The 11,596-nt window shown below is 51.5% G+C and carries 10 protein-coding genes and 1 pseudogene; 3 read left to right on the forward strand and 8 right to left on the reverse strand.

Annotation, left to right across the window (positions count from 1 at the left end):
• Positions 1-14: 14 nt before the first annotated feature.
• The 3 genes from uvrB to rpmG are packed head-to-tail and all read right to left on the reverse strand — an operon-like array spanning position 15 to position 3,788.
• Positions 15-1,994, reverse strand: a complete 1,980-nt coding sequence (gene uvrB / locus IG82_RS0105770; RefSeq protein ID WP_052545752.1) for an excinuclease ABC subunit UvrB — start codon at positions 1,992-1,994, stop codon at positions 15-17.
• Positions 1,991-3,616, reverse strand: a complete 1,626-nt coding sequence (gene nikE / locus IG82_RS0105775) for a nickel ABC transporter ATP-binding protein NikE (RefSeq protein ID WP_031934595.1) — start codon at positions 3,614-3,616, stop codon at positions 1,991-1,993. The genes uvrB and nikE overlap by 4 nt, the downstream gene beginning before the upstream one ends.
• Position 3,617: 1 nt before the next feature.
• Positions 3,618-3,788, reverse strand: coding sequence for a 50S ribosomal protein L33 (gene rpmG / locus IG82_RS0105780; protein WP_031934596.1), 171 nt, complete (start codon positions 3,786-3,788; stop codon positions 3,618-3,620).
• Between the two features lie 132 nt (positions 3,789-3,920).
• Here rpmG and IG82_RS0105785 point away from each other — a divergent pair, with 132 nt between their 5' ends.
• The 3 genes from IG82_RS0105785 (at position 3,921) to IG82_RS0105805 (ending at position 6,466) form a co-directional block, all read left to right on the forward strand.
• The gene (locus tag IG82_RS0105785; RefSeq protein ID WP_031934597.1) at positions 3,921-4,643 is read left to right on the forward strand and encodes a beta-ketoacyl-ACP reductase; all 723 of its coding nucleotides are present in this window, start codon (positions 3,921-3,923) and stop codon (positions 4,641-4,643) included.
• Positions 4,644-4,811: 168 nt separating this feature from the next.
• Entirely contained in the window at positions 4,812-5,549 is a 738-nt protein-coding gene (locus tag IG82_RS0105795; RefSeq protein WP_156095416.1) for a hypothetical protein, read from the forward strand.
• A 161-nt stretch (positions 5,550-5,710) separates the two neighbouring features.
• The gene (locus IG82_RS0105805; protein ID WP_031934599.1) at positions 5,711-6,466 is read left to right on the forward strand and encodes a hypothetical protein; all 756 of its coding nucleotides are present in this window, start codon (positions 5,711-5,713) and stop codon (positions 6,464-6,466) included.
• Between the two features lie 353 nt (positions 6,467-6,819).
• Here IG82_RS0105805 and prfA read toward each other — a convergent pair whose 3' ends face one another.
• The 5 genes and pseudogenes from prfA to IG82_RS06720 all read right to left on the reverse strand — a co-directional run.
• On the reverse strand, positions 6,820-7,890 hold the full coding sequence (prfA, locus tag IG82_RS0105815; protein ID WP_281172870.1) for a peptide chain release factor 1: 1,071 nt from the start codon (positions 7,888-7,890) through the stop codon (positions 6,820-6,822).
• Positions 7,887-9,173: a histidine--tRNA ligase gene (gene hisS, locus IG82_RS0105820; RefSeq protein ID WP_031934601.1), complete on the reverse strand. Its 1,287-nt coding sequence runs from the start codon at positions 9,171-9,173 to the stop codon at positions 7,887-7,889. The genes prfA and hisS overlap by 4 nt, the downstream gene beginning before the upstream one ends.
• A 3-nt stretch (positions 9,174-9,176) precedes the next feature.
• On the reverse strand, positions 9,177-10,160 hold the full coding sequence (locus tag IG82_RS0105825) for an acetyl-CoA carboxylase carboxyltransferase subunit alpha (protein WP_031934602.1): 984 nt from the start codon (positions 10,158-10,160) through the stop codon (positions 9,177-9,179).
• A gap of 38 nt (positions 10,161-10,198) precedes the next feature.
• Positions 10,199-10,810, reverse strand: coding sequence for a hypothetical protein (locus tag IG82_RS07010; RefSeq protein WP_156095417.1), 612 nt, complete (start codon positions 10,808-10,810; stop codon positions 10,199-10,201).
• A 90-nt stretch (positions 10,811-10,900) separates the two neighbouring features.
• Positions 10,901-11,596, reverse strand: a pseudogene (locus IG82_RS06720) (hypothetical protein); the annotation flags it as partial.

Here is an 11,596-nt window from a genome sequence, read left to right on the forward strand (position 1 = left end):
TTTCTTATCTTCTTTTACAAGAGGTCCTGCTTTTCAAGCAGACTCAACTGATCACGCAAGCGGGCCGCTTTTTCAAAGTCAAGGCAGGATGCGGCTTCAAGCATGTCTTTTTCAAGCTTGTGAAGGTGGGCTTTCTTGGCTTTGGCCGACGTAAAGGTAGGTGCCGGTTTTTTTACCTCTTGTGAGGCATCTTTATTGTACACCGCAGCCAAAATGTCTGACAGCTCTTTCTTCACACCCTGAGGGGTGATGTTGTGCTTTTTGTTATAGGCCATTTGTTTGGCACGGCGGCGCGCTGTTTCCTCAAGGGCGTCGCGCATCGACGGGGTGATCACATCGCCATAGAGAATAACTTTGCCATGGATATGACGTGCAGCGCGCCCGATGGTTTGGATAAGAGAGGTTTTAGATCGAAGAAATCCCTCTTTATCTGCATCAATAATGGCCACCAGGCTGCATTCAGGAATATCAAGACCTTCGCGTAGTAAATTGATGCCTACTAAGATATCAAAATCACCTTTCCGCAATTTTTGAATAATATCGATGCGCTCGAGGGTATCGACGTCTGAATGAATATAGCGCGATTTCAGACCCATTTCTGTGAAATAATCCTGAAGGGTTTCCGCCATTTTTTTGGTGAGGGTGGTGATGAGAACACGTTCATGGCGCCTGGTTGTTTGGCGTATTTCTTGAATGAGGTCATCAATTTGGTCATGGGTGGGACGCACTTCACACACAGGGTCTACAAGGCCGGTGGGGCGAATCACTTGCTCAACCACTTCGCCTCCCGTCATCTCAAGCTCAAAGGGGCCTGGTGTGGCGGAAACAAAAATGGTGTCGGGGCGCATAGCTTCCCATTCTTCAAACATAAGAGGGCGGTTATCGGCGCATGAGGGCAAACGAAACCCGTGGTCAGACAGTGTTTTTTTGCGGCTCGCATCTCCACGATACATGGCCCTGAGCTGGGGCAGGGTGACATGGCTTTCATCAATCATCAACAACGCATGGCCTGGGAGATATTCAAACAGCGTCGGTGGGGGCTCCCCTGGTTTGCGGCCGGTGAGATAGCGCGAATAGTTTTCAATGCCTGGGCAAGAGCCCATAGTGGCAATAGATTCAAGGTCAAAGCGTGTGCGCTCATCAAGTCGCTGTGCTTCTACCAGTTTGTTGGCATGGCGAAGTTCTTCAAGGCGCACAGCAAGGTCTGCTTTAATATGCTTGACGGCCTGCACGCGCGTGGGGCCGGGAATCACATAGTGGCTGTTGGGGTAGATCGTGATGTGATCAAGGGTCTCGCCTTTGGTGCCTAAAAGTGGATCGATTTCCACGATGGACTCAATCTCATCCTCAAAGAAGGAAATACGCCACGCCCGGTCTTCATAGTGGGAGGGGAACACATCAAGAATATCTCCGCGCAGGCGAAACGTGCCGCGTTTCAGCACCATGTCATTGCGTGTGTATTGCAATTCTACCAGTTTTTGGATGGTGGTCTCGCGCGCAAAGGGAAGCGTTTTATCAATTTTGCATACCATCGAGCGGTAGGATTCCGGTGAGCCAATGCCATAAATGCACGAAACGCTGGCCACCACAATGACGTCGTCCCGTTCAAGCAAAGAGCGCGTGGCGCTGTGGCGCATGCGGTCAATGTGCTCGTTGATGGTGGCCTCTTTTTCAATATAGGTGCCGGTGCGGGGAATAAAGGCTTCGGGTTGGTAATAATCATAGTAAGACACAAAATATTCCACAGCATTGTGAGGAAAGAGGGCTTTCATCTCAGCATACAGCTGGGCCGCAAGTGTTTTGTTGGGGGCCAAAATCAAGGTGGGGCGTTGCGTTTCTTGGATCACGTGGGCCATAGTGAAGGTTTTGCCAGACCCGGTAACACCTAAAAGCGTGTGATTCCTTTGCTTGCGCTTAAGGGCGTCCACCAACGCCGCAATAGCCGCAGGCTGATCCCCTGTAGGCTGAAAAGGGGAGTGGATGGCAAACGTCATGATTGCACTGGTGCGGGAGGTGAGGGCGCCTGCTCCATATCAAAATAAGAGGAAGCCTCAAGCAGCTCACGTCCATAGGCGGTTTGGGGTTTGCGAAAAAAATCTGGGGCGTTGGCTATTTCGAGGTATGCCCCTTGTTTGAGCACCAAAAGGCGGTGCGCCAGGGCGCGCATCACGTGCAAATCATGGGTGATCAAGAGATAGGACAGGGTGTGCTCTTCTTGGAGATGGCGCAAAAGGGAGAGGACCTCTGTTTGTGTCACCAAATCGAGGGAGGATGTGGGTTCATCCAAAATCAGCAAGGCCGGTTTGAGAACCAGTGCGCGTGCAATGGCCACCCGCTGCCTTTGCCCGCCGGAAAGTTCATGGGGATAGCGTGCAAGCAAGGTCGGCTTCAGCCCCACTTCCTTCATCACATGGCGGATGCGGCGTTGTTGTTCGTGGGGTGTGATCTCTTTGTGCTGGCGTAAGCCCTCTTTGATAATGTCTTCAATCAAAAAACGTGGGTTGAGTGACCCAAAAGGGTCTTGGAAAATATATTGCAGCCGGCCCCGTCTTTGCCGCAGCGTCGGGCCTTCAAGCGCTAGCCAATCGTCGCCCTCAAAGGAGATGCGTCCGGTGCTTTTCATCATGCGAAGCAAAGCCATGGCCAGGGTTGTTTTGCCCGAACCGCTTTCCCCCAGCACGCCTAGGGTTTCTCCCTTTTGCATAGAAAAGGTGATGTCATGCAAAAGAGGCACGCGTTGTTTGCGAAACCAGTGACTACGTTGTTCCACCTCAACGCCCACGTTGCTTACCTCAAGAAGTTGTTCTTGCGGGCCCAGGGGGGGAGGTGACATGCGATGATGAAAACTGGCCAACAGATTTTGTGTGTAAGGGGCCTGAGGCGCTTTCAGAAGAGATGCATTCCCCTTTTCTACACATTGCCCGTCTTTTAAGACAAACACTTTGTCAGCGCACCGGATTGCTACGCCCAGATGGTGGGTGATTAACAAAAGGGCCATGTTGGTTTTTTTCTGCAACGCCTTGAGGTGCTGGATAAGATCCACCTGTGTCATCACATCAAGGGCTGTGGTGGGCTCATCGGCAATCAATAATTTGGGCTGGCCGGCCAAAGCCATGGCGGTGAGCACGCGTTGACGTTGCCCGCCAGAAAGCTCATGAGGATAGGCATCAAGGCGGTCTGCGCCTTGCGCGAATCCCACAGACGTGAGCAACGTTTTCAAGCGATGCAAGAGATCCTTTTTCGATAAAGAGGCACGTTCAGGGATGGCTTCGGTGATTTGGGTGCCGAGGGTGTGGAGGGGATTCAGGCTGGTCATGGGGTCTTGAAAAACAAAACCAATATCGCGTCCACGAATGTGGGTAAGGTGTTTTTCGGAAGCTGTAAGCAGGGGGTGGCCGTCAAAAAAAACCTGACCCGAAACCTCAGCGTGGGCGGGCAACAACCTGAGCAGCGCCTTTGCAGACACACTTTTTCCCGAGCCGCTTTCCCCTAAAAAACATAAGGTTTCGCCGGCATGAATATCAAAAGAAATGTTGTGAACGACAGGTGTGGTCTTTTTGTCGTCAGGAAAGGCTACGCCAAGGTTACGGACAGACAAAAGAGGAGAGGTGGTCACACTATTTGATTTTGGCTTCCTTGAAAGAGACGTGACGCCGGAGACGGCGATCGTATTTTCTGACCTCCATCTTCGATGTTTTGGTTTTGGGGTTCTTTTTGGCCACGTAAAATGTGCCTGTCCCCTCTGTGCTCAGCAACTTGACCACAAGCGCCCCACGTTTTTTTGCCATCGCCTACATAACCTCACGAGAATGTCTCTCCAAAATAAACAAAATCTCCTACCAAGGTCAAGAGATTTTCCGGGGTACGAAAGAGGTCATTAAGGTTCGGGCCTTAGGTTGTGGGGAAAGGAGAGAGAAATCATGACAAAACGCGTATTCATCACCGGCGCCACGCGGGGTATTGGTGCGGCTATTGCCAAGGCTTTTGACAAGCAGGGGCACCGTGTGGTTGTGACCTATGGCCATGACGATGAGGCTGCCCTGTCTTTTCACCGTGAGACAGGCATCGCCACGTTTAAATGGAATATGGGCGTCTTTGACACCACCCCTGCTTTGGTGAAAGAGATTATAAACGCTCATGGCCCCTTTGATATTCTGATCAATAATGCGGGGATTACAAAAGATGCCTGGCTGAGCAAAATGGAGCCCCAAGCATGGCATCGCGTTATAGACACCAATCTTTCTTCTCTTTTCTATGTGTGTCAGGCCGTGCTGCCGCACATGATGAATCAAGCATGGGGGAGAATTGTCAATATCAGCTCAATCAATGCCCTTAAGGGGCAAAAAGGTCAAACAAACTATGCGGCGGCAAAAGCGGGGATGCTTGGGTTCACCAAATCACTTGCGCAAGAGGTGGCCAAGTGGAACATCACCGTGAATGCGGTGGCGCCTGGCTATACAGACACAGATATGATGCGGGCCGTTCCTCAAGATATTCTCGATAACATCAAATCAGAGATTCCCATGAAGCGGTTTGCAGCGGTAGAGGATGTGGCAGGTTCTGTTTTGTTTTTGGCGTCTGATGCCGCTTCTTACATGACGGGGCAGACACTGCACGTCAATGGTGGGCACTGGATGGGATAGTGTGCGACTTAAAAAACATGCTGTTTTTATTGTGTTCTTTTTTTTAAAAATTTTTTTGTCTTGATTAAGGTGTTGCTATTGCGCATAAAAGTCAACCTAGGATGTAAAAGAGTCCTAGATATTTGCAAAACAAATATATAAGGGGCGGTGATGTTAAAAAACAAGTGGGTGTTTCTGTTATTTTTTGTTATTTTTGGTACATCTGTGTGTTTTGAGAGATGTTCTTTTGGTGTAGACTTTAAGGACATTCTTCTAGGGGACGCTAGACCTGAAGGGTATGGAACGGGATGTTGGCGTGGGCAGCTTGTGAGCGAAGGCAGTAAGCCTTGTGTACAGGTCATTGCCTATCCTTCACCTGAAGATAAATCCGTTGCGAATTTTTATCCTGAATGTGGAGACGTGAACAGAAAAGCGATCGCCGTGGAGGGGACAAATGGGCAAGCATTGGCCAGCTTTCTGAAGCAAAAAATGGAGCAAGGCATTGCCTATGACTATGCCATAGATGAAGGGGGCCTTTATCGCCTTTTTCCTGAAGCCTTTTTTATGGATAGCCATGTTTCCCGAGGGCATGTGTCATCTTCTCTTCTTGTGAGGGTGGCAATGGTCAGTGGCCATGAGCGCATAACAGATGTTCACGTAGAAAACGAGTATTTGAATAGACTGTTGGGTGCAGATTACATAGAGCGTGTTATTGACTTGGAAGATCTTGTTGCGTATGAAGCGCGTGTTCATTTTGCCCGCAAAGCCTTGAGCTCTGCTGAAGAAGAAGTACAGATGGTGCGTGAGAATCTGGGTGAGGGGTATATTTTTTTTGATAACTATAAACAAAAGTTAGCCCAAGCTGAAATGGATCTTCGAGGGTGTGAAAAGGAGCTTCATACCCTTATTTTTTGTTACAGCGTTTAGCACGTTTTGTGTGTGTGTGTGTTTTTTTTGTGAAGCGTTTTGAGCTCTGTGAAAAGAGCTCATCCTTTCTTAGGCTTTTTTTGAAAGCCTGAGGTGTGTGTATCCAGGGCAATTTTGGCCTCAGGGTATGCTTAACATTACTAAATAAGGGGGGATCCTTTATGTTGAAAAAAAAATATCTGACCTATTGTGTGATCAGCGTCTTTTCTTTGGGGGCTGAGCTGTGTGCTGGCTCTTTTAAAGACACGCTGGATGACCCAAATTCTGGATGGGCAGGCGAAGCATCCACGGTGGGTGGTGTGCCCTGCCAGCAGGTGACAAAATATGTGTTGCCTGAAGGCAAAACGCTTGAAACAAATCTCTTCCCCACACCCAAAACGGGCAGCCCAGAGCGAAACTGGCTTGTGGTGACGGTGACAGATGGCAAGCCTGTGAAAGACACGGTAACCGATTGGTTTGCGAAGGGTATGTCTGCTGATTATGCCCTTGATGAGGGGGGATTGTATCGCCTGTTTCCCAAAGATCTTGACTTTCAAGCGTGCATGTCTCAGATGTCAGGCAAGCACAACAAGCAAGCGGTCAATGTGTTGGTGAATGCCTTGGCCTGGTCTGAATTAGAAAAAGATAAGCATGTACCTTTTTTGAATGCAGTCATCAACGAGCACAATGTGAAAGAAGCCATGACGATGTTTGTGTTGCGGAATGCAGACAACCAAGGATATGCCTCCGGACATCTTTTGGGTATGAAAAAGCTGGAGGTTGGTGTGCGTTCTATAATGCCGCAGGATGCTCAGCTAGATGAGCAAAACAAGATCTATTTGCAAAAACAAAAAGAACGGCTTAATGGTCATACAACTTCTATCGAAGCGATTGATGCGTTTTTGAATCCATCTACAAGCGCCAGTCCTGCGGACTGAAGCCGCAAGTGCAGCTTCAGGTGGTGCCGCTTCTGTGGAGGTATCTGTAAAGATCAATAACTAATCTTTTGCACAACAACTCTTTGGGTGGTGCTGTCAGCTGATCGTTGGCTGCACGAACCTCTTACCTGTCTCGCTGCCCTCGTTAAGGGGGTGCGAGATTTTTTTGTATATCACCTATGAAGCGAGGGCTCTGTGAGGGGCGTGGCTCTTTTTCTGGCAAAAGAGCCTTATAGAAAAGGCTTGCAGAGCAGATTTGCAGAATCGCTTTGCCTGGCAGGCTTACAGCCCTGTTAGCAGCAGGTGATGAGGAGAGGAGATGGCAGTAGGATAGGACGCAAGAAGCATATCCCTTACATATCAGCCAGTTTTTCTGCCTGATCGTGGGCGATGAGCGGATCGATGAGCGGGTCGAGGTTGCCCATTAAAATGGCATCGATCTGATGCAGGGTGAGGTGGATGCGGTGATCTGTAACGCGGCCTTGCGGAAAATTATAGGTGCGAATGCGCCCTGAGCGATCGCCACTACCCACCTGTTCTTTGCGTGCGGCAGCGCGTTTGGCCTCTTCTTGGGAGCGCTCAAGGTCATAAAGGCGAGAGCGTAAAATTTTTAAGGCCCGCGCTTTGTTTTTATGCTGTGATTTTTCATCCTGCTGTTGCACCACAAGGCCTGTGGGCAGGTGCGTGATGCGGATGGCACTTTCTGTTTTATTGACGTGCTGCCCACCGGCGCCCGACGCACGAAACGTGTCAATGCGCAAATCATCGTCACGAAGCGTTACATCCACCTCTTCGGCTTGCGGCAAGACGGCCACCGTAGCGGCAGATGTGTGGATGCGGCCGCCAGATTCTGTGCTGGGCACGCGCTGGACCCTGTGAATGCCAGATTCAAATTTGAGTTTTGAAAAAACGCCTTTTCCTTCAATGGAAAAGATCACTTCGCGCACGCCCCCCAAATCGGTTTCACTCAAGGAAAGCACGTGCAGCTGCCATCCCTTTTGCTCACGATAGCGATTATACATCTCCCATAAATCGCGGGCGAAAAGAGCCGCTTCATCCCCCCCAGTCCCTGAGCGAATTTCAATAATCACGCCGCGCTGGTCGGCTGTATCTCTGGGGACCAACAGGGTTTTGAGGGTGCTTTCGATGTCGTGGACTTTGTCTTTCAGTGCCGCTTCCTCTTGGAGCGCCAAGGTTTTGAAATCAGGATCCTGCATTAAGGTTTTAAGATTTTTTTGCTCGGCCATGGCGTTTTCAAGGTCACGCACAGCTGACACAATCGGGGCAAGATCGCTTTGCTCTTTAGAAAGGCTGGCAAGCTCTTGAGGGGGCGGCGGTGGCGTCTGACTCATAGCTGTTTCAATATCTTGAAAGCGTGCCAAAAGCGTTTGTAGCCTGGTGAGCACCTTTTCTGAAAAATTCACGCAGGACCCTTCATAAAAGAGACCAGATGATCAAGAGCTACGGTTTCTTGGGCGCCTGTGTCCATGTTTTTTACCTGCACCTGCTGCGCTTTGCGCTCTTCTTCGCCCATAATCACCACATAGCGACACTGTTTTTGTGAGGCCTTTTTGAGTCGCTTTTTAAGCGTACAGGGCTCACACATCATCAACACAGGCAATCCTTCCTGTCGAAGTGTTGTGGCCACGTTCATGGCCTCGCTAAGATCGGCTTCTCCTTGGGGAAGAAAGGCCACGGGCGTAAGGGCAGAGGGCGCTTTGTCAGGGTCAACAAGAAGCATGAGACGTTCCACCCCCGCTGCCCAGCCTACGCCCCCCATGGGCGGCCCACCTAAGGCTGTACTCAAGCGGTCATAGCGCCCGCCCGCAAGCACGGTATCTTGGGATCCTAAATGAGGAGACTTAAACTCAAACACCGTGTGGCAATAATAATCCAAACCGCGCACCAGCGTGGGTTCATGGACCCAAGGGATGCCTAAGGCATCCAGCTGTGCGCACAAACCCTCAAAGGCTTTTTGTGTGGTGGGGGTGTGCATGTCCACCAGTTTGGGGGCATTGGCCACCAGGGCTTGGTCTTGAGGGCTTTTGCTGTCAAGAATGCGTAAAGGGTTATGGTCAAGGCGGTGCTGACTGTCGTCGGACAGGGTATCGCGGTAGGGGGTGAGATAGTCTTGCAAACAGGTACCATAACGCTTTTGGGTTTCTTCATCCCCCAGCGTGTTGATGTGGAGCCGCGGTTTTTCTGTCAAAGGCAACTGGGTGAGCAGTGTGTGGGCCAGGGCGATGGCCTCAAGGTCAACAGCCATGTTTGCTGAGGGCGCTGTGTCCACCACAGGGGCGCTTAACGATTCAATCCCTATTTGTGAAAATTGACGCATCCTTCCTTTTTGGGGCCGGTCATAACGAAACATGGGGCCGTGATAAAACAATTTTAAGGGCAGGCTTTGGGTGAGGCCTGCGTTGAGCAACGCGCGCAATACAGAGGCTGTGCCTTCGGGGCGCAGTACAAACGCATCACGGTCATTGCGAGGCACGAGGCGAAAGAGCTCTTTGCGCGTGATGTCGGCGTCTGGCGTGGTGCGTTCAAAAAGGGCGGCTTGTTCAATGAGCGGTGTATCAATGCCAGCAAATCCCCACAAGGTGGCCAGCTGGGTGAATTGGGTGATACACATGCGTTGACGCCATAATGCGTCTCCTAGAATATCATGCGTGCCTCTGACGGTGGACCATAGGGTGTTGGAAGACATAAATCATGAGGAACCTTTGTGATAGGTCGCCACTTTCAGTTTGGGTCGGCCCATTTGCAAAAAACGCTCACGCCGATGCGCCCTAAAGTCAGGAGCTTGCTCGCGCATCACATCACGTAATCGTTGAGACACAGCGTCACCCACAGCGTGGATAACCTGCCTGTCATTGCGGTGTGCGGCGCCGGGAGGTTCGGGCACGATGTGATCAATGACGTTGAGTGCCAGCAAGTGGGGCGCGGTGAGTTTAAGCGCTTCGGCCGCCTGGGCGGCTTTGTCTTGGGTGCGCCACAAAATAGACGCACAGCCTTCAGGGGAAATCACAGAATAGATGGCATACTGCAGCATCAACACACTGTTGGCGCTGGCCAAAGCCACAGCGCCACCTGAGCCCCCTTCACCAATCACGGTGGCAATGACGGGCACATTCACCTTAAGACTGGTTTCAATGCAGCGCGCAATGGCATCGGAAGCACCGCGTTCTTCAGCATCCACGCCTGCATAAGCCCCTGCGGTGTCCACAAAGGTGAGCACAGGCAAAGAGAAACGATCGGCTAACTCAAAAAGACGTTGAGCCTTGCGGTAGCCCTCAGGCTTGGGCATGCCAAAGTTGCGACGAATCCTGTCATCTGTGTCTTTGCCCTTTTCTTGCCCCATCACTACGACGCTTTGCCCATGAAATCGCCCAAGACCCCCAATGATGGCCGCATCTTCCGCAAACATGCGATCTCCAGAAAGGGGCACAAAATCTTCAATCAGCCCACGGATATAGTCACTGGTGTGAGGGCGGTGGGGGTGCCTGGCCACCTGCACTGTTTGCCACGGCGAGAGGTCGCGATAAAGCTTGCACATCAGGGTTTCTGATTTTTTTTCAAGGCGTGTGATTTCTTTGAGGATGTTCACATCGCCTTGTGCCGCGGTTTGCTTCAAATCAGCAATCCGTCGGTCAAGCTCTTTCAGGGTTTTTTCAAAATCGAGTGTATAGTCCATACCCCTATGGATAACAATTTTTCAAAAAGACGTCAAAGTCAGTCTGCTTGTTCAAGGCATTTTTGGATGGAGGCTTGGTTTTCGCTGCATTTAGAGGCACACAAGGCGCGCACGCGGCTGGATTTGCACGAGGCTCTGTTACATGCACCATAACAAATCTTGCTAGACACGATGCCTTGAGAAAGCATCTTAAGCGCACCGCCGCCTGCAAGCATGGCCGCCATGCCGCCGCCACCAATTCCGGCAAGCCCGCCAAGGCCGCCTAACATGCCCAGTCCTCCCAAAGACCCAAGGGCACCTGCCCCCCCTGCAGCCAGTAGGCCTGCGCCTCCTGCCATCGCGGCCATGCCGGCTGCACCCGCGGCCATGCCGGCTGCACCCGCGGCCAGGCCACCAAAAGATGGGCCGCCCCCTGAATCTGATGAAAGCCTTTCACTATCTTGCTCAGATTGAGCAATGTCTTGCGCTTTGTGACTGCGCTGAGAGAGTTTCTTATTCGCCGAGCTTTTGGCTGCATAGGGGTTTTCTTTTTGTGGATGAGAACCGTCTTTATCTGCATCGCTTGCCCCATCTTTTCCACCGTGTTTATCTTGATTGCCCTGTGAGCTGTCCTGTTTGTCCTTCGCAGATGTGTCGACCACCCGATCCATGAGAGAAGAGCCTTCCACGGACAGAGCGGGGGTCAGAAGACAAAGGAAAACAAAGCAAGATGGATAAAGGCGTGTCAGCATAAAAAGACCTCAAGGTGGGGAAGGGGATGATGAAGACGTGTGTGTCCCTGTGTTGGTTGGCTGTTGTGCCTGTGTGTGCTCCTCCTTCTGTGTGTTTTTGGTGGAGGATGGCTGAGCTGCCGCCTTGTCATGGTGGCGCTGTGTCGGTTTTTGCTTATCTTGCGTGGTTTTGCCTTGCGTTGCTTTGTCGTGAGGCTGTTCTTCTTGCTTCTTTTTTGAGGACATCACAGCTTGCCCCGCCTTATAGAGGGTGCCTAACACGGCGGTACCGGCCACGATAGAGCCAAGCCCTATCTTTTTCGGGTCTTCTGTGCCCACGGTGGGTGTGCTTGCCGGAGAGGGGGGCACATGATCAGCCCTGTCTTGGTTGGTGTGTGCGTCAACCCCTTCGGGGGGAGGGGGGTCTTTCCTCTTCAGGGCGGCGGCTTGTTTTTCTTGCGTGGAAGTCTCTTGTGCCTCCTGTGCTTTTTGTTGTTTTTTGGCCCGGTGTTCTTTGATTTTTGACTTAAGTTTGGTGATGCCTGCCGAGGCTGCTGAGGCGGCGGTTTTGCCTGCCGAGGCTGTGGCTTTAGCACCGGCCACGCCCAAGGCTGCAGCGGCTTTGGCACTGGCTTGCCCGGCGGCCAGGGCGGCTTTGCCTGTGAGGGATGCGGTGGCTTTGGCACCTTTGACCAAGCCTTTCCCCGCCAGTTTGGCGCCAGCCTT

The sequence above is a fragment of the Candidatus Hepatobacter penaei genome, from assembly GCF_000742475.1.
Lineage (GTDB): Bacteria > Pseudomonadota > Alphaproteobacteria > Holosporales > Hepatobacteraceae > Hepatobacter > Hepatobacter penaei.

Coding starts and splice junctions, on each gene's coding strand:
- IG82_RS0105825 (WP_031934602.1), bottom strand. CDS start 10,160: ATGGACTATACACTCGATTTTGAAAAAACCCTGAAAGAGCTTGACCGA.
- uvrB (WP_052545752.1), bottom strand. CDS start 1,994: ATGACGTTTGCCATCCACTCCCCTTTTCAGCCTACAGGGGATCAGCCT.
- IG82_RS0105805 (WP_031934599.1), top strand. CDS start 5,711: ATGTTGAAAAAAAAATATCTGACCTATTGTGTGATCAGCGTCTTTTCT.
- IG82_RS07010 (WP_156095417.1), bottom strand. CDS start 10,810: ATGGATCGGGTGGTCGACACATCTGCGAAGGACAAACAGGACAGCTCA.
- hisS (WP_031934601.1), bottom strand. CDS start 9,173: ATGTCTTCCAACACCCTATGGTCCACCGTCAGAGGCACGCATGATATT.
- IG82_RS0105785 (WP_031934597.1), top strand. CDS start 3,921: ATGACAAAACGCGTATTCATCACCGGCGCCACGCGGGGTATTGGTGCG.
- rpmG (WP_031934596.1), bottom strand. CDS start 3,788: ATGGCAAAAAAACGTGGGGCGCTTGTGGTCAAGTTGCTGAGCACAGAG.